Source organism: Janthinobacterium sp. BJB304 (assembly GCF_002735765.1).
GTDB lineage: Bacteria > Pseudomonadota > Gammaproteobacteria > Burkholderiales > Burkholderiaceae_D > Janthinobacterium.
Map to the genome: position 1 here is coordinate 16,419 of NZ_PDZN01000016.1, position 18,273 is coordinate 34,691.

Genomic DNA, 18,273 nt, shown 5'->3' on the forward strand with positions numbered 1-18,273 from the left:
TTTGTTAATAATATCGACATGAATGCCGACATTATGGTCGACACTACGGCAGCAAGTTGTAGGATAGCATTTTCGTTGCTTTTAGGCGAACAAACTTGCCTCGGATCATATAAAACGTGGCTTACACGCGCAAAGCACGCATACCATGCGCCGCCAAGTGTCCCAGTACCATGCCAGGCAGCGCCGTCAGAGCACCGACCTCATGCGTAGCGCCGACAGCGATCGCCTCGCGCGGCATGCCGAACACCACGCAACTGGCTTCGTCCTGCGCAAAATTATACGCTCCTGCGGCCTTCATCTCCAACATGCCTTGTGCGCCGTCCTTGCCCATGCCGGTGAGGATCACGCCGACGGCATTTTTACCGGCCGATTGCGCGGCCGAACGGAACAGCACATCGACCGACGGACGGTGGCGGTTGACCGGTTCACCCTGGTCGATCTTGGTCATGTAGTTGGCGCCGCTGCGCGTCAGGGTCAGGTGCGAATGGCCGGGCGCGATATAGGCGTGGCCGGGCAGCACGCGTTCGCCGCCCGCCGCTTCCTGCACCGAGATTTTGCACAGCGAATCGAGGCGGCGCGCGAACGAACGCGTAAAGCCTTCCGGCATGTGCTGCGTGATCAGGATGCCGGGACAATCGGACGGCATCTGCATGAGAAATTCGCGGATCGCTTCCGTGCCGCCCGTCGAGGCGCCCACGATGATCAGCTTTTCGCTCGACGTCAATGGGCTGCGCAGCGCAGGCAGCGGCGCGGCCACCTTGTCGCCGGCCGACGGCAGGGTGCGCGCGCGGATGCGCGCCTTCGAGGCGGCGCGGATCTTGTCGGCAATCATGTCCGTGTACTCGCGCATGCCGCTCTGGATGGAAATCTTCGGCTTGGTGACGAAATCGACGGCGCCCAGTTCCAGCGCGCGCATGGTGATTTCCGAACCGCGCTCGGTCAGCGACGACACCATCAGCACCGGCATCGGGCGCAAGCGCATCAGCTTTTCCAGGAAGTCCAGGCCGTCCATCTTCGGCATCTCGACATCGAGGGTCAGCACGTCGGGGTTGGTCTGCTTGATCATCTCGCGCGCCACCAGCGGATCGGGCGCCGCGCCCACCACTTCCATGTCAGGCTGGCTATTCACGATTTCCGTCATGACGCTGCGAATCAGCGCCGAATCATCCACGATCAATACTTTGATCTTCATATATTTTCCTTTGGGCCTACCAGCCCATTAAAGCACCTGATCCCACCTGCTGCGCGTCGCGATTTGCGGCCTCCGATGCTCACTGTGCCAAAGCACAGCTGCGCGTCTCGGCCACAATTCCCATCCGCTCGCTACGGTGTGATCAGGTGTTGTTATCTATATCTCACACTATTAAAACAACTCGACTTCGCCGCCGACCGGTGCCACTTTCAAGCGGCTGGCGTAATCGAGTTCGCGGCGTACCAGCGTATCGTTATGCGTCTGCATCAGTTTTTTCACCAGCACCTTGCCGCTGCGGGGGAAAAAATACACCTTGCGCGGGTGGATGTCGTTGAGGTCTTCCGCCACCACGCGCATCTTTTCCGCCTTCAGGTAATTGATGACGAAAGCCGCGTTGCGCTCACCGACGTTGATCGCCGTGAAGCCGCGCAGTACGGCGCCGCCGCCGAACACTTTCGCTTCCATGTTCTCGCGCCGCGCGCCCGCCTTCAGCAAATCGTTGATCAGGATTTCCATGGCGTAGGTGCCATAGCGCATCGACGCGGAAATCGGGCTGTTCGGATCGCTGCCGCCATCGGGCAGCATGAAGTGGTTCATGCCGCCCAGGCCCGTGACACGGTCGCGGATGCAGGCCGAGACGCAGGAGCCGAGCACGGTGACGATCAGCATGTCCTTGTTGGTAAAGTAATACTCACCAGGCAAGATCTTGGCGGCGTCACAGTTGAACGTCCTGTCGTAATAGACGTTAGTGGCGAATTGCTCTTTGGATTCCAGGCTCATATTTCACTCTCATGTACGATGCGACGGTGCCTTGGGCGCGGCGCCCCGAGGCTGGTCGAGCTCATAGACTGTTTTACCGCGCAGCTTCAGTGAATCCGACACGTACAGAAAATTCTCCGAATGGCCCGCGAACAGCAGGGCATCGGGTTTCATCAACGGCACAAAGCGCGAGAGGATCTTGCGCTGCGTCGCCTTGTCAAAATAAATCATCACGTTACGGCAAAAGATGACGTCGAACTGGCCCGTCAATGGCCAGCCGTCGGCCAGCAGGTTGAGCGGCTTGAAGGTGATCATCTGGCGCAGTTCAGGACGCACCCGCACCTGCCCTTCACGGTCGCCCTTGCCGCGCAAGAAAAAGCGCCGCGCACGGTCGGCCGGCATCTTGTCGAGCCGGTCCAGGTTGTAGACGCCATTGGCGGCCGTGGCCAGCACATTCGTGTCGATGTCCGTGGCGATGATGGTGACGGGCGGCGTGAGCGTATTGAACGCCTCGCACACCGTCATGGCGATCGAATACGGCTCCTCGCCGGTGGAACTGGCCGAACACCAGATGGTGATCGGCCCGCTCAGTTTTTTCACATGCTCGGCCAGCAGCGGGAAGTGATGCGCCTCGCGGAAGAACGACGTCAGGTTGGTCGTCAGCGCATTCGTGAACGCTTCCCACTCGTCGCCCATGCGGCCCGCTTCCAGGTCGTCCAGGTAGCGGACGAACGAGGAGATGCCGGTCGCGCGCAGCCGCCTGGCCAGGCGGCTGTAGACCATCTCCTGCTTGCTGTCGGCCAGCGCGATGCCGGCCCGCTTGTAAATCATGGCGCGGACCCGTTCGAAGTCCTTGCCAGTGAAATCAAATTCCTTGACCGAATCCGTTTTAGTTTGCGGCATTTTGTTTTTACCTCTCTATGACTACTCTGACCAATGCCTTTGCAAGTATAACTAGCGGGACCGGGTTGGCGTCAGAACTCTTCCCAATCGTCGCCGCCGGCCGCCGCCAGCTTTTTCGCGGGCGGTGGCGTGCCGGCTTGCGCCGCCGTTGCCACCCGCCGTGTAGTTGCCGCCACACCCGGTACCGGCCGTGCCGCCACCTTGACTACAGGCGCGGACGCGGGCATGGCTGCCGGCGCCGCGCTCTCGCCGTCCAGCTTGAAGATGCTGACGGCGTCGGCCAGTTTCTGCGCCTGGTCCTGCATGCTTTCGGCGGCCGCCGCCGCTTCCTCGACCAGCGCCGCATTTTGCTGCGTCATCTGGTCCATCTGCGCGATGGCCTGGTTCACTTCCTCGATGCCGTGGCTCTGCTCCTGCGTCGCCGCCGTGATCTCGCCCATGATGTCGGCCACCTGCCGGATCGACGTGACGATCAGACCCATGGTCTGCCCCGCCTCGTCCACCAGACGGCTGCCGGCATCGACCTTGTCGACCGAGTCGCCGATCAAGCCCTTGATTTCCTTCGCCGCGCCGGCCGATCGTTGCGCCAGATTGCGCACTTCCGACGCCACCACCGCAAAACCGCGTCCCTGCTCGCCTGCGCGCGCCGCTTCGACGGCCGCATTCAGCGCCAGGATATTCGTCTGGAACGCAATGCCGTCGATGACGCCGATGATGTCGACGATCTTGCGCGAACTGTCCTTGATGGAACCCATGGTATCGACCACTTGCGACACCACCTTGCCGCCCTGCTCCGCCACCGACGACGCCGACACGGCCAGCTGGTTGGCCTGGCGCGCATTGTCCGCGTTCTGCTTCACGGTCGACGTCAGCTCTTCCATCGACGACGCCGTCTCTTCGAGCGAACTGGCCTGCGTTTCCGTGCGCGCCGACAGGTCCGCATTGCCGCTGGCGATCTCGCGCGACGCCACGGTGATGGTGTCCGTCCCGGTGCGCACGTCGCTGACCGTCTGCACCAGGCTCTCGTTCATGTCCTTGAGCGCCTGCTGCAGCGCGCTCGTTTCATCCTTGCCTTCGACCACCACGCGCGAGGTCAGCTCGCCGGCCGCCACTTTCTGCGCCACGGCCACTGCGCCGGACAATGGCACCGTGATCGAGCGCGTGATGAAGATGGCGCACCAGGCGCCGATCGCCACGGCCGCTCCGCCCAGGATGAACAGTACCATCATCAGGCGTGCATCGGCCGCCAGCGAGTCGTCCATGAAGCTTTGCTGCGCCACGTGCTGCAAGTCGAGCAGCTTGTTGATATCGGCCAGGGTCGTCTTGTTCAAGGGATCGATGCGGGTGGCGATCACCTTCGCCGCACCCTCGCTGTTAAACGCCAGCACCTGTCCCATCGCTTCCTTGAAGGCAGCATCGACTTCGCCGTCGACCTTGGCGATATTGGCCAGCAGCGCCTTCTCGCCATCGGACAGGCCCAAGGTGGCCAGCTTGCCGCGGGCGCCGTCGTACAGCTTGCGCTGCTCGCGCACCTTGCCCTCTTCCGCCTGCATCAGGCTCACATCGCCCTGCAGGCCGATATTGCGCATGGCGATACCGGTTTCCAGCATCGCGCTTTTCATCTGCGACGCCTGCGTATTCTTTTCGCTTGCCAGCTCCAGCCCCGTGAGCAGCTGGGCCTTGTTACGGTAATTCAGTGCATTCGCCGAAACGATCACCACCACCAGGATGGCGAGAATGCTGCCAAAACCTATCCCCAGCCGGGTGCCTATCTTGAAATCGCGCAAACTCATTACAGTCTCCAATATTTATGTGAACGGCGCCCGTTCAACCGGACGGCGCCGTGTTGTGGCCGGGTCTCTGTCGGACCTTGCAGCCTGCCGGCGCGCCTCTGGCAAGTAACCCCCAATAAATTATTATGATTTCTGACTTCCATAACCGGCGCTGTGCGGTGTTGCCCGCAGCTAGCAGTGCTCGCACTGCGTCGCTGCGGGCGCCTTGCACAGCATCCGGTTCTGTTCGTCATAAATTCACAATAATTTCCCGAGGATTACTTTCCCGCGCCGGTACATGCATATCTGTAGTGATTCTTTGCGTTCTAAAACGGCGGCGCACCGGGCGCCGCCTTGCTGCCGCTTAGGCCGCCAGCTTGTCGATCAGGCCCATCTCGCTGCTCGACATCAGCTTGTCGATGTCGACCAGGATCAGCATGCGCTCGTCGATGGTGCCCAGGCCGATCATGTAGTCGGTCGAGAAGGCAGTGCCCATTTCCGGCGCCGGCTTGACCTGCTCCGGCGTCAGGGTGGTGACGTCGGAAACGCTGTCGACCACCATGCCGACGATACGGCCGCCGATGTTCAGGATGATCACCACCGTGAACTGGTCGTACACGGGCGTGCCCAGGTTGAACTTGATGCGCATGTCGACCACCGGAATGATGATGCCGCGCAGGTTGATCACGCCCTTGATGAATTCAGGCGCGTTGGCGATGCGGGTGACCGCTTCGTAACCACGAATCTCCTGGACCTTCAGGATATCGATGCCGTACTCTTCGGAGCCCAGGGTGAAGGCCAGGAATTCACGGCCGGCGATGTCCTTGCCGTCGCCCGCATTGCTTCCGGATGTTTGTTGAGTATCTGACATGGTGCGTTTTCCTATCTTTATCTATCGGTATTACGAAAAAATGGACTCGTCGGCCAACTGGCGAGAGGAACGGATCAGAGCGGCGACATCGAGAATCAGCGACACGCCGCCATCGCCCAGGATAGTGGCGCCGGAAATGCCCACCACCTTGCGGTAATTCGATTCGAGGTTTTTCACCACGACCTGCTGCTGCCCCACCAGGTCGTCGACAAACAGGGCCGCCTTGCGCCCTTCCGTCTCGAGGATCACGCAGATGCCTTCCGAGGGACTGGTAAAGCGCGGCGCGATGTCGAACATCTGGTACAGCGGAATCAAGGGCAGGTATTCGCCGCGCACTTTCACCACCTGCCCCTTGCCGCTGATGTCCTTGATGTCCTCAACGGCTGGCTGCAGCGATTCGATGACAAAGCCCAGCGGTAAAATATACACCTCGTCGCCAACGCGGATCGACATGCCGTCCAGGATGGCCAAGGTCAGCGGCAGCGAAATGGAAATCGTCGTGCCGAAACCCTTGGCCGAACGGATGTCGACGACGCCGCCCATGGCGCTGATATTGCGCTTGACGACATCCATGCCCACGCCGCGGCCCGACACGTCGGTGACCGCTTCGGCGGTGGAAAAGCCGGGCGCGAAAATCAGCTGCCACACGTCGGCGTCGCTCATCGACTCGGACACGTCCAGGCCCTGCTGCGCAGCCTTGGCCAGGATGCGCTCGCGGTTCAGTCCCGCGCCGTCATCGGATACTTCGATGATGATGTTGCCGCCCTGGTGGCTGGCCGAGAGGAACAGACGTCCCGCCTCGGTCTTGCCGGCGGCCACGCGGGCGGCCGGCATTTCCACGCCATGGTCGATACTGTTGCGCACCAGGTGCGTGAGCGGATCGACGATGCGCTCGATGAGGCCCTTGTCCAGTTCCGTGGCGGCGCCATTGGTGATGAAGTCGACCTTCTTGCCCAGTTTCGTCGCCAGGTCGCGCACCATGCGCGGGAAGCGCGAGAAGACGAAATCCATCGGCATCATGCGGATCGACATCACCGCTTCCTGCAAGTCGCGCGTGTTGCGCGTCAGGTGGCTGACGCTGTCGAGCAGTTTTTCATGCAGCATCGGATCGAGCGCGCTGGCGCGCTGCTCGATCATCGCCTGCGTGATCACCAGTTCGCCCACCAGGTTGATCAGCTGGTCGACTTTTTCGATCGAGACGCGGATCGACGACGATTCGGCGCCGGCCTTGTCGCCCTCTTTCTTGGCCGGTTTCTTTTCCTGCTCCGCTTCGGCCACGGCGTTCGCCACGGCCGGCGCGGCGGCAGCGCTGGCGTTGCCCGCCTTGGCCGCGTCTGCGCGAATCTGTTCGAGGGGCTGGAAGAATCCGTAACCCTGTTCGGCGTCGCTCTGCACGCCGGCGGCGGCGCGGATATCCTCGATCGGCTGGAAGAAGCCGTAACCGGGATCGGCCGCGCCCGGCGCGCCAGGAGTGCCTGGCAGCGGGTCGAAGAAACCGTAGCCTTGGGCCTTTTCCTGCGCCGCGCGGGCCGCTTCGGCCTCGCCTGGCGCCAGTGGCGGCGCCTGCGTGATCACCATGTCGTCGGGATTGAGCACGAACGAACAGATGGCCAGGATGTCGTCCAGGCTTTCATGCGTCGTCACTTCCAGCACCTTGCGCGCGTCGGGCAGGCTCGATACGGCGACGTCGCCCAGCAAGCCCAGTTCGGCCGCCAGCGCATCGACTTCGCGCGGCTCCATGGCCGGCAGTTCCAGGCGGATGCGGTGGCCGCCGGCATGGCTGACGGCGGCCTTTTCCGCCGTGTGGAAGGCCGGCGCGACGGGCGTGAGCGCGGCCACGGGCACGTCCTGCGAGAACGACTGCAGCATCATGCGCACATTGGCCACGGCATCCTGGTCGACGGCGCTGCCCAGGCGATGGCCGTCGAGCTGCATCTTGAGGATGTCCTTGGCCGCCAAAAAGGCGTCGACGTGTTCCGCCGTCAGGGCCATCTGGCCCTGGCGGATGCGGTCGAGCAGCGACTCGAGGATGTGCGTCACCTCGCTCATGTCGGAGAGGCCGAACGTCGATGCGCCGCCCTTGATCGAGTGGGCGGTGCGGAAAATGGCATTCAGATCTTCGGCGTCGGGCGCCGCAATATCAACGGCCAGCAGCAGCCGTTCTTTTTCAGCCAGCAGTTCTTCGGCCTCATCGAAAAAGACCTGAAAAAACTGGCTAATATCGATGGTCATAGGGTGACTCCGTCAATTGCATCATTGCGCTGCGCGGCTGGCATCAGCCGATCACCTTCTTGACCACTTCGATCAGGCGTTGCGGATCGAAGGGCTTGACCAGCCAGCCATTGGCGCCGGCGGCACGGCCTTTCGATTTCATCTCGTCCGACGACTCCGTCGTCAGCATCAGGATGGGCACCTTCTGGTAGGTCGGCAATTCACGCAGCAGCTTGATCAGTTCCAAGCCATCCATGCGCGGCATGTTCTGGTCCGTCAATACCAGGTCTACGGTTTGCAGCTTGGCTTTTTCCAGTCCGTCCTGGCCGTCCACGGCCTCCACCACCTGGTAACCGGCGGCTTTCAGGCTGAACGCCACCATCTGGCGCAATGAGCTGGAATCGTCCACTGCAAGTATCGTTTTGGCCATCTTTGCTCCCACTTATTCCGGGCATCCTGCCCGAGTATTTGATTAATCAATCCATGCGACCACAAGCGCTCCGCACTGGCATGCTAGAACAGCTCGATGTCGCCGCTTTCCAAATGCTGTTGACTGACAGCCTTGCGCAGCACGCTGCGCAACTCCAGGCTTTGAATCGCCAGCGCCATGCTGACCCGACCCAGCAAGGCGACAATTTCTTCATTGTCGCTCTCCGGCAACATCTCCGCGCCATGCTCGCCCAGGGTCCCGAGGAACTCGCGCAAGCCCGTCACGCGCTTCAGGGTGCGCTCGATCAGCTGGCTCGTCATGTCCTGAAACTGCATGCTGGTGATGGCGGCATTCACATAGCCCCCCACCTCATCCTGCAACGCCAGCAGTTTTTCGCGCTGCTGCTCGGCCGGAATACCGCCGTCGAGCAGCAGCGCGATAGTGTCTTGCTGCGCAGCGACGGCTGCGTGTATCGCCATGAAATTGAAGGACAGCTTCTCGATCGCCTCTTCCAGCAAGATGCCGGTCTGCACCAGGTCGGTTTCCACCTCCGTCAAGTGCTTGCGGCCATGGTCCGACACGCCAGACAGCAGGCGTTTTACATGCGAGCCAAGTATTTTCTTTCTTGTCATAAAGGTCTCATTGTTTCAATACACCACGCGTCGACAGCCTTGCGTGTTATTTTTTCGCCGCTGCCGGGGCCGGGACTGGCGCCGCCGCGGGCGGCGCACCGGCAGCCAGCCCTGAAGCGACAGCGGCGGAAGCGGCATCGGTCACCGGCAGCTCGATCGCCGAACCATCGCGCAAGACATTTTCCTCCGTGCGCTTGTTCATGACGATGATGCTGATGCGCCGGTTGATCGGATTGAAGGGATCGAGCTTGTCCAGGTGGGCGGCCGAGCCCAGTCCCACCACGCGCAAGACTTTTTCTTCCTTCATGCCGCCGATCACCAGTTCGCGCCGCGACGCATTCGCGCGGTCGGCCGACAATTCCCAGTTGCTGTAGCCTGCATCGCTCATATAGGGCGTCGAATCCGTATGGCCGGACAGGCCGATGCGGTTCGGCACTTCATTGAGCACGGAGCCGATGGCGTGCAGGATTTCCTTGGTGTACGGTTGCAGGTTCGCATTGGCGAGCGCAAACATCGGACGGTTCTGCTCGTCGACGATCTGGATGCGCAAGCCTTCGCTGGTAATATCGAGCAGCAGCTGGTTCTTGTATTTTTTCAGCAGGGGATTGGCGTCGATGGTCGCTTCGATGCGCGCCTTGAGCGCCTGCAGGCGCTTGCCTTCCTCGCGTTCGAGCGCCGCCTTGGCGGAATTGAGGTCGAACGATTTGCGCTGCTGCTCTTCCTGCGCCTTGCGCACCTGCCCATCCTGGCGCGACAGGTCCTGGCCGCCGCCCTGGATCACGGAATTGCTTTCGCCGCTGCCGGAGCCGCCCGCCATGGCCACTTTCAACGGCGTCTTGAAGAATTCGGAAATGCCGTTCAAGTCGCCCTTCGAGGTGGAGCCGAGCAGCCACATCAGCAGGAAGAAGGCCATCATGGCCGTGACAAAGTCGGCGTAGGCGATTTTCCACGCCCCGCCATGGTGTCCGCCAGCCGTCTTCTTGATACGTTTGACGATAATCGGGCGCATGCCTTCATCGGCCATGGCGTCCCCCTTCCGTGTGCTGCAAATGACTCATGGTGTCCAGGCGTATATTCACTGCTTACTTCGTTTTCGATTTCTTGATGTGGTCTTCCAGCTCATTGAACGTCGGGCGCTCGGTCGAGAACAGCACCTTGCGGCCGAATTCCACGGCCAGCGCCGGCGCATAGCCGTTCAGGCTGGCCAGCAGCGTCACTTTCACGCACTGGAACATCTTGCTCGACTCTTCCAGCTTCTGCTCCAGCAGGCTGGCCAGCGGGCCGACGAAACCATAGGCCAGCAAGATGCCGAGGAAGGTGCCGACCAGCGCGTGCGCGATCAGCATGCCCAGCTCGGCCGGCGGTATGCCCACCGACTCCATCGTGTGCACCACGCCCATCACGGCGGCGACGATACCGAACGCGGGCAAGCCGTCGCCCACCTTGGCGATCACGTGGGCCGGCACGGCGCCTTCGTGATGGTGCGTCTCGATTTCGTTGTCCATCAGGTTTTCAATCTGGAACGCATCCATATTGCCCGATACCATCAGGCGCAGGTAATCGGTCATGAATTCGACGATGTGGTGGTCGGCCAGCACCGCCGGATACTTGGAAAACAGCGGGCTCTCTTCCGGCTTGTCGATATCGCCTTCGATCGACATCAAGCCTTCCTTGCGCACCTTGCTGAGCACTTCAAACAACAGCGACATCAGTTCCATGTACAGGTCTTTGGTATAGCGCGATCCCTTGAACAGGCTGGGCAAGGCGGCGATCGTTGCCTTGATGGCCTTGTTATTGTTACCAACAAGGAAGGCGCCCAGGGCGGCGCCGCCGATCATCAGCAACTCCAGCGGCTGGAACAGCGCCGCCAGATGGCCGCCGGCCATTGCGAAGCCGCCAAAGACCGAGGCGCAGACGATGATGTATCCGATTATGACTAACAAGTGCCCTGACTCCCAATAATGGCCGCGGCTGTATGCCTGGCATGTTCAAACCTGTTCCTGTCTTTTGGCGGCTGCGCCGCCAGTAAAGACTGCGGCAAAAAAGCAACCGGAAGTTAATTGAAATGTGCTGCTTTTCAATGCAAATCCGAGAAAATGCCGTGTGGAACTACAATAACGTGAGATTGCCCCACGGGCAAGCAAATAACGCAGACAATTGCTTAAAAGCACCATATGTAAAGCAAAGGACCACCCTCTGTGGCGGCGATGGTCTTATCGGGCTCGCGTGCCGCAATCCGGAATTCGTAACTAAGAAGCATGCTACCGGGCAACATTTCCTTTTCCGCCTTATTCCACAGGGCCGCCATCGCCGCCGGCGACAGGTAGGCAAACACGGCATCGTAGCGGCCGAAGTCGAGCGCTTCGTAATCGCCGCGCAGGAAGCGCGCGCGGCTGCCCGCCAGCCGCGCGCGCAAGCGGCTGGCCAGCCAGGGCAGCGGCGCCAGCTCGATGCCGGAAAACTGCCCATCGGGCCGGCGCCGCGCCAGGTCCAGCACCAGGCCGCCCAGGCCGCTGCCGATATCGACCAGGCGCACGCCGGGACGGTCCGCGATCAGCTCGGCCACGGCCTGCCACACCTTCGGCCCCGACGGATAAAACGGCACTTGCGTGCGGAACGTGGACCAGTACAGGCTCAACAGGAAAACAAAGGCCGCCAGGAACACGGCCGGAGGCCAGTCGAGCAGGCTGGCGCCCAGCAAGGCGGGCGCAAACAGCAGGCCGATAGCGCACCACCAGCGGGCCAGGCCCGCGCGCCAGGTAAGAAGCGCCGCCAGCACGCCCTGCACCAGCGCCACGGCCGGCAGCGACATGGCCGCGCCCGCGCGCGCCAGGCCATATACCAATAGCAACATCAAGGGAAAGGCCAGCACCTGGATCAGGATGGCCTTGAGCGCGGGCGCGCGCAGGATTTGTTGCAGCATGGGGTAGTCAGAGAAGGAAAACGCCAGTGTAAGCGATGACGACATGAAAAAGCCGGAGTGCGGTCAGGCGACCGGCTCCGGCTTATTTTCTGTCTTATGCAGGGCTCAGACAACCGCGCCCGGCGCAACAGCGGCCGCTTCATCGCGCGCCTTCTTGGTCTTGCCGGCGCGCGAAGGCATGTGGCACAGGCCGCACACATAATCGGCGTTCAGGTCGAGGCAGTTGACGACAAACTTGCCGCCGCACTTGCCGCAGGGCGCCATGTCCAGCATCTTGCTGCTGAAAAAGCGCACCAGGGTCCAGGCCCGCGTCAACGACAGCAGGGGCTCTTCGCCCGCTTCGGGCGGCATCTGTTCCAGATACAGCTTATACGCCTTCATCACGGCTTCGATGCCCGTGGCGCCCGCGTGGTCGACGAGGAATTTATGGATGTTGATGAACAGCGAGGAATGGATATTCGGTTGCCAGGTGAGGAACCAGTCGGTGGAAAACGGCAGCATGCCCTTGGGCGGCGAGACGCCCTTCAATTCCTTGTACAGATTCAGCAGGCGCTCGCGCGACAGCGAGACTTCCGTCTCCAGCAGTTGCAGGCGTGCGCCCAGCTGTATCAATTCGATGGCCAGCTGGATTTCCTGCGCTTCCGATACGACACTTTTCTTGGCCATGCTGTGTACTCCGCGACTGACTGATACTGACTAACTGATACTGACTGATAAGGTTGCCGGCAAAATGTTCAGGGCAATGCAACGCCGCCATGGACGTTTGATGGCAACCTTAAGCGATTTCTTCGACGCCTTGGCCGGCCATGAGGATGGCAGCGTGCGACTGGGCCAGCGAGCGGTCTTTATTGTAGTTCGTCAGCATGCCCAGGATGGCGCTGTCGTCGAAGCGGAAGCGGGCCAGCATCATGTTGCCGCCAGCGAGCTTGAGGATCTGCGCATTGCTCATGCCTTCGATCAGTTCGGCGATGTCGGCGGCGATGCCCAAACGGAAGATGGCCGTTACCTTGTCCGCACGAATCATTTGCTGGGCCAGCATCAGGTAGCTCAGGTTAGCGTCGCGAATCTCAGCCATCATGTCGTTAGCAGTCATTTCCATCTCCTCAATCCGTTGAATTCAGCTGGCGTTGTGTGTTGCCAGTGAGATACATTCTGCAGGAGCAACATTAAATGCAACAGAGGCGTAGCGCTGTATTTTTGGTCGGGCAATAGCGGATGGGATCGTAGGTGTTTGTCTGACAAACACTGCTCGATCATGGTCGCACGCCAGCAACGGCGCGGATGTGGGAGGTTGGCTCTGTGACGGGCTTACCCGACTTTGGGCCTGTAAAAAATATCACTTTTTTACAACAACTTGATCGGAATCAAGCCTGTCTACCTAGATAACGGCCGCCTTGGCAGGAACTTTAGGGCTTTTTCGAAAAATATTTCAAAGACCCGCATTCTTTTTTGGCCGGTTTGACACCGTTCATGTAATCGTTGACGGCGGCGTCTGGCGAAACTTTAGGGCGATTTGAAAATATTTTTAAAAATCGTGATTTTTTTCGTTGACGCCCCGCAGGCAGGCTCTTTTCACGCTGCAGCCAGGGTGGAAATTCCGCTTTCCGGCGCGGATTTGCTACACTGCCTGCTCCCGCACAATACTTTAAGCTTCAAGCAATATTGCGCCATTGAGACAAGTATCAACATGAAAGCCACCATGATTTCTCGACATGACTGCAGCGCGCGCGACCTCGACGATCCCCTGGCGCCCCTGCGCCAGCAATTCGACTTGCCGCAAGGCGTGATTTACCTCGACGGCAATTCCCTGGGCGCGCGGCCGAAAGCGGCGCTGGCCCGCGCCCAGCACGTCATCACGGCCGAATGGGGCGCGGACCTGATCCGCAGCTGGAATACGGCGGGCTGGTTCGACCTGCCCAAGCGCCTGGGCGACCGCCTGGCCCCGCTGCTCGGCGCGCAGACTGGTGAAGTGGTGATCACCGACACCACCTCCGTCAACCTGTTCAAGACCCTGGCCGCCGCCCTGCAGATGCAGGCGAGCGATCCCGCGCAGGCCGCGCGACGCATCATCGTCAGCGAACGCAGCAACTTCCCCACCGACCTGTACATGGCGCAAGGCCTGGCCGCCTGGCTCGACCGGGGCTACCAGCTGCGCCTGGTCGACAGCCCGGACGAACTGGGGCAAGCCATCGATGCCGATTGCGCCGTCGCCATGCTCACGCACGTCAATTACCGCACCGGCTACCAGCACGACATGGCCGCCATCAGCAGCCATTGCCACGCGCAAGGCGCGCTGGCGCTGTGGGACCTGGCCCATTCGGCCGGCGCCGTGCCGCTGGACCTGAACGGCGCCGGCGCCGACCTGGCCGTCGGCTGCACCTATAAATACCTGAACGGCGGCCCGGGCTCGCCCGCCTTCATCTGGGTGCCGGCAAAACACCAGGTGCGCTTCCGCCAGCCCTTGTCCGGCTGGTGGGGCCACGCCACGCCGTTTGCCATGGACCCGGGCTACACGCCGGCCGACGGCATCGCGCGCGCCCTGTGCGGCACGCAGCCGATTGTCTCGCTGGCACTCGTCGAATGCGGCCTCGATATCTTTGCGCAAACGAGCATGGAAGCCATCCGCCGCAAGTCGCTGGCCCTGACGGATGTGTTCATCGCACTGGTGGAACAGCGCTGCGCCAGCCATCCGCTGGGCCTCGTCACGCCGCGCGAGCATGCACGGCGCGGCAGCCAGGTCAGCTTCACGCACCCGCATGGCTATGCCGTGATGCAGGCGCTGATCGCGCGCGGCGTAATCGGTGACTACCGCGAGCCGGCCATCATGCGCTTCGGTTTTACGCCCCTGTACACGAGCTTTGCCGACGTGTGGGACGCGGTGGAAATCCTGCGCGACATCCTCGACACCCAAGACTACGACATCGCCGCCAAGCGCGATGCCGTCACCTGACCCCGGACCAAGAGAACACCATGAGCAAAGAAGAAAACAGCAGCGGCTGCCCCATGCATGCCGGCGGCCAGGATGCGCAGTGGCATGGCGCGCAGATGGATTTCAGCGAGTCGATGAGCTACGGTAACTATCTGGCGCTGGACCGCATCCTGACGGCCCAGCATCCGCTGTCGCCGAACCACAACGAAATGCTGTTCATCGTGCAGCACCAGACCAGCGAATTGTGGATGAAGCTGATGCTGCACGAAATGCACGCCGTGCGCGCCAACCTGCAAAGCGGCGACCTGGCGCCCGCGTTTAAAATGCTGGCCCGCGTGGCGCGCATCATGGACCAGCTGGTCCATGCCTGGGACGTGCTGGCCACCATGACGCCGCCCGAATACACGGCCATCCGGCCCTACCTGGGCGCCTCGTCCGGCTTCCAGTCCTTCCAGTACCGTGAAATCGAGTTCATTTTGGGGAACAAGAACGCCGCCCTGCTCAACGTGCACACGACGGCGCCCGATACCTACAAGGTACTCGACGCCGCCCTGCGCACGCCGTCCGTCTACGACGAAGCCATCAAGCTGCTGGCGCGCAGTGGCTTGCATATCGCTCCCGAGCGCCTGGACGCCGACTGGACCCTTCCCACCGCCTCCGACGCCTCGGTCAAGGCGGCGTGGCTGGAAGTCTACCGCGACCCGTCGAAACACTGGGCCCTGTACGAACTGGCCGAAAAGCTGGTCGACCTGGAAACGGCCTTCCGCTTCTGGCGCTTCCGCCACGTGACGACGGTCGAGCGCATCATCGGCTTCAAGACGGGCACGGGCGGCACGGCGGGCGTGAGCTATTTGCGCAAGATGCTCGACGTGGTATTGTTCCCGGAACTATTCGCCCTGCGCACTGAGTTATAACTTAAGGAGCCTCGATGTCGCCTCTCGTCCTGACCCTGGCCGGCCTGTGGAATTCCGGGCCGCAGCACTGGCAAACCCATTGGGAAGCGCGCCACCCGCAATGGTCGCGCGTGCCGCACCGGGAATGGCAGACGCCGGACAAGGACGAATGGGTGGCGGAGCTCGACCGCGCCATCGCCGCCTGCGAGCGGGCGCCCGTGCTGGCCGCGCACAGCCTGGCCTGCACGCTGGTGGCCCATTGGGCGGCCAGCGGCTCGCCGCACAGGATCGCCGGCGCCTTCCTGGTCGCCCCCAGCGATGTGGAAGCGCCGTCCTACCCGTCCGGCACCACGGGTTTCTCTCCCATGCCGCTGCAAGCCTTGCCGTTTCCCAGCCTGGTAGTGGCCAGCGGCGATGATCCCTACGTCAGCTTCGCGCGGGCACGCGCGTTTGCCGCCGCCTGGGGCAGCGACTTCACCATGATCGGCGACGCCGGCCATATCAATGGCGACGCCGGCTACGGCCCCTGGCCGGACGGCGAACAGCTGCTGCTGGACTTCTGCGCCGCGCACCAGCCCTGAACCGGGGCGCGCATGCGCGCACGATAGACGCGCCCGCATTTGCCCACAAGTAAGAACGCAGGCAGAATCGTGGCCTTTCCATTGCGGCGCCCCGGCGCCAGCCTCACGATGAAACGTCCGCTCTTGCCAGTTCTCCTGCCCTTGCTGCTTTGCTCCGCCCTCGCCCACGGCGCGCCCTTCTACGAAGGCAAGATCCTCGCCCATCCCGCCATCACTGCATCGCAGGACAGCGGCCTCGACATCGCTTTTCTCAAGGAAAAAGAGGGCGTCAACGGCTATTACTGCGAGTGCACGAACAGCGCTTCGAAAACCTTCCTGCTCGACCAGTTCGGCAACGCCGTCATCCGCTCCGTCTTTTATGCATCGCTGGACAAGGAATCGGACAGCAGCGTGCAAACCATGCTGGTGCTGTTCCGCCAGGACGGCAAGAACGGCCTGCGCGCCTACCGCTACCACCGCAGCTCCGGCAAGTACCGGCGCCTCGACGGCTTGCAGCCGGCCCTGAACCGCATCGTGGCGCAAAGCGCCGCTCCCAACGCGGGCCAGCTCAAGGCCGCGCTGGCCAAGCTGGCGCCGATGGACTACAGCGTCGCGCGCGGCAAGAGCGGCAATGCGGACTTCGACGCCATCGACCATACGCAAGGCACCATCGTCGGCTACTACAGCGATGACGGCAAGCCCGTGGCGCCCGGCGGCAAGGATGCCATCACCTACAAAAAAACCTTCCTGAAAAAAGGCGAGCGTTTTCTCACGGCCAGCTACACGCTGTACAGCGACGCGGGCGCCGGCATCCTGCCCAATTACCGCCTGTGGCAAGTGACGTGGGAGACGGCGCCGCAGCAGTTCACGGGCAGCGAAGACGGTCCGTCCGTCATCTACAGCCTGGCCTGGGACGACGGCTCGGTGGTGGAGCGGGGTCAGTACGCGAAGGGCAAGCGCCAGGGACTGTGGGTGCGCGAAGGCATGCACGAAGGCAGCGAAAAAGGCCATTTCGTCAACGGGCTGCAGGAAGGCATGTGGTACTTCAATTATCCCAAACAGAGCGAGAGCGGCATGTACCGGGCCGGCAAGCGCGAAGGCCGCTGGACGGTCGTCAACTATGCCGATGAAGAGGAAGTGACGGGCTTCGATACCTACGCGGACGACCAGCTGAACGGCCCGCACGAACGCCGCATGGGCGGCAAAGTGCGCACGCGCGGCAACTACGTCAACGGCGCGCGCCACGGCGCGTGGATCACGGAAGACGGCGACGGCAGCTTTATCGACGGCTTGCGCGACGGGCCATGGAAGCTCAAGCTCAAGGACGGTGTCACGCAAAGCGTCACTTTCGTGAAAGGCAAAAAACAGGGCGAAGCCATCGACACGGATGCGCAAGGCGCGCTGCGCGTGCGCGACCATTACCAGGCCGGCGTGCTCGATGGCAGCCGCACGCGCTACCTGGGTCCGGCCGGCAAGGAATACGTTGTCTACACGGCCACCTACCGCAACGGCCAGCTGGACGGGCGCGAACAGGCGTTCGACGACAGCGGCAAGATCCTGCGCCTCGACACCTTGTGGGACAACGGCAAGAAGCAGGGCCTCGATGCGCGCTACTACCCGAACGGCAAGCCGGAACGCCTGGCCGTCATCGACCAGGGACGCCTGCTCACGCACCTGCGCGAATACTATGAAGACGGCCAGCTGCTCAACGACATCCACCGCTGCACCTTCAAGGAGTATGGCAGCACGCGCGACGACGTGTGCGAGTACCACCACATGTACTACCCGGACGGCAAGCCGCAGTACTACTATGCCTTCCAGTACGGCCAGCGCCAGGAAGGCTATTCGAACTACCCGAACGGCAAGCGCAAGGATGAACTGCTGGTCGACCGCGCCGCCGACACCTCCGTCGTCAACGCATACTATGAAAGCGGCCAGCTCAAATGCACGGAGCCGCGCAGCGGCCACAGCACGCGCACGGTCAACGGCCAGACCATGATCAGCTACGCTTCTGCCGACCGCGATGGCGACAATATCTGCTACCACCCGAACGGCAAGGTGGCCAGCATCTACACCTTCCGCAAGCGCGTGCTCGTCGAGTGCGGCAAGCGCTACGACGACACGGGCAAGCAGACGTTCCCGGGACCGGAAGGCTGCCCTCCTCCCAGGAAAGTCGACTACCCGATAGGACTGTGACG

Annotated in this window: 17 protein-coding genes; 4 read left to right on the plus strand and 13 right to left on the minus strand. The window is 61.9% G+C overall.

Annotation, left to right across the window (positions count from 1 at the left end):
• Nucleotides 1-121 precede the first annotated feature (121 nt).
• From CSQ95_RS18955 to flhD, 13 genes are all read right to left on the minus strand, one after another.
• The gene (locus tag CSQ95_RS18955; protein ID WP_035826603.1) at nucleotides 122-1,192 is read right to left on the minus strand and encodes a chemotaxis response regulator protein-glutamate methylesterase; all 1,071 of its coding nucleotides are present in this window, start codon (nucleotides 1,190-1,192) and stop codon (nucleotides 122-124) included.
• A 171-nt stretch (nucleotides 1,193-1,363) separates the two neighbouring features.
• Entirely contained in the window at nucleotides 1,364-1,972 is a 609-nt protein-coding gene (cheD, locus tag CSQ95_RS18960; RefSeq protein WP_034758343.1) for a chemoreceptor glutamine deamidase CheD, read from the minus strand.
• Between the two features lie 9 nt (nucleotides 1,973-1,981).
• Nucleotides 1,982-2,854, minus strand: coding sequence for a CheR family methyltransferase (locus CSQ95_RS18965; protein ID WP_070219720.1), 873 nt, complete (start codon nucleotides 2,852-2,854; stop codon nucleotides 1,982-1,984).
• Nucleotides 2,855-2,925: 71 nt separating this feature from the next.
• Nucleotides 2,926-4,647: a methyl-accepting chemotaxis protein gene (locus CSQ95_RS18970; RefSeq protein WP_099410634.1), complete on the minus strand. Its 1,722-nt coding sequence runs from the start codon at nucleotides 4,645-4,647 to the stop codon at nucleotides 2,926-2,928.
• A 343-nt stretch (nucleotides 4,648-4,990) separates the two neighbouring features.
• Nucleotides 4,991-5,497 carry a chemotaxis protein CheW gene (locus CSQ95_RS18975; RefSeq protein WP_034758356.1) on the minus strand — a complete coding sequence of 169 codons (507 nt, stop codon included), beginning with the start codon at nucleotides 5,495-5,497 and terminating at the stop codon, nucleotides 4,991-4,993.
• 30 nt (nucleotides 5,498-5,527) lie between these two features.
• Complete coding sequence (cheA, locus tag CSQ95_RS18980) at nucleotides 5,528-7,729, minus strand: chemotaxis protein CheA (protein WP_099410635.1); 2,202 nt, start codon at nucleotides 7,727-7,729, stop codon at nucleotides 5,528-5,530.
• A gap of 43 nt (nucleotides 7,730-7,772) precedes the next feature.
• A complete protein-coding gene (locus CSQ95_RS18985) occupies nucleotides 7,773-8,138 on the minus strand; it encodes a response regulator (RefSeq protein WP_034758362.1) in 366 nt (121 codons plus the stop codon).
• Between the two features lie 83 nt (nucleotides 8,139-8,221).
• The gene (locus CSQ95_RS18990; protein ID WP_070219714.1) at nucleotides 8,222-8,770 is read right to left on the minus strand and encodes a chemotaxis protein; all 549 of its coding nucleotides are present in this window, start codon (nucleotides 8,768-8,770) and stop codon (nucleotides 8,222-8,224) included.
• A gap of 46 nt (nucleotides 8,771-8,816) precedes the next feature.
• A complete protein-coding gene (gene motB, locus CSQ95_RS18995) occupies nucleotides 8,817-9,794 on the minus strand; it encodes a flagellar motor protein MotB (protein WP_046684787.1) in 978 nt (325 codons plus the stop codon).
• A gap of 58 nt (nucleotides 9,795-9,852) precedes the next feature.
• A complete protein-coding gene (motA, locus tag CSQ95_RS19000) occupies nucleotides 9,853-10,713 on the minus strand; it encodes a flagellar motor stator protein MotA (protein ID WP_070219712.1) in 861 nt (286 codons plus the stop codon).
• 218 nt (nucleotides 10,714-10,931) lie between these two features.
• Complete coding sequence (locus CSQ95_RS19005; protein ID WP_099410636.1) at nucleotides 10,932-11,693, minus strand: cyclopropane-fatty-acyl-phospholipid synthase family protein; 762 nt, start codon at nucleotides 11,691-11,693, stop codon at nucleotides 10,932-10,934.
• A 105-nt stretch (nucleotides 11,694-11,798) separates the two neighbouring features.
• On the minus strand, nucleotides 11,799-12,359 hold the full coding sequence (flhC, locus tag CSQ95_RS19010) for a flagellar transcriptional regulator FlhC (RefSeq protein ID WP_070219809.1): 561 nt from the start codon (nucleotides 12,357-12,359) through the stop codon (nucleotides 11,799-11,801).
• Nucleotides 12,360-12,468: 109 nt separating this feature from the next.
• A complete protein-coding gene (flhD, locus tag CSQ95_RS19015) occupies nucleotides 12,469-12,786 on the minus strand; it encodes a flagellar transcriptional regulator FlhD (protein WP_010396649.1) in 318 nt (105 codons plus the stop codon).
• Between the two features lie 606 nt (nucleotides 12,787-13,392).
• Here flhD and kynU point away from each other — a divergent pair.
• The 4 genes from kynU to CSQ95_RS19035 all read left to right on the plus strand — a co-directional run bounded on the left by kynU (nucleotide 13,393) and on the right by CSQ95_RS19035 (nucleotide 18,271).
• Nucleotides 13,393-14,643: a kynureninase gene (kynU, locus tag CSQ95_RS19020; RefSeq protein ID WP_099410724.1), complete on the plus strand. Its 1,251-nt coding sequence runs from the start codon at nucleotides 13,393-13,395 to the stop codon at nucleotides 14,641-14,643.
• A 20-nt stretch (nucleotides 14,644-14,663) separates the two neighbouring features.
• Nucleotides 14,664-15,536 (plus strand): tryptophan 2,3-dioxygenase, encoded by an 873-nt coding sequence (gene kynA / locus CSQ95_RS19025; RefSeq protein WP_099410637.1) that lies wholly within the window; start codon nucleotides 14,664-14,666, stop codon nucleotides 15,534-15,536.
• 14 nt (nucleotides 15,537-15,550) lie between these two features.
• On the plus strand, nucleotides 15,551-16,096 hold the full coding sequence (locus CSQ95_RS19030) for an alpha/beta hydrolase (RefSeq protein WP_070219811.1): 546 nt from the start codon (nucleotides 15,551-15,553) through the stop codon (nucleotides 16,094-16,096).
• A 69-nt stretch (nucleotides 16,097-16,165) separates the two neighbouring features.
• Nucleotides 16,166-18,271 carry a toxin-antitoxin system YwqK family antitoxin gene (locus CSQ95_RS19035; RefSeq protein ID WP_143450009.1) on the plus strand — a complete coding sequence of 702 codons (2,106 nt, stop codon included), beginning with the start codon at nucleotides 16,166-16,168 and terminating at the stop codon, nucleotides 18,269-18,271.
• The last annotated feature ends 2 nt before the right edge of the window (nucleotides 18,272-18,273 follow it).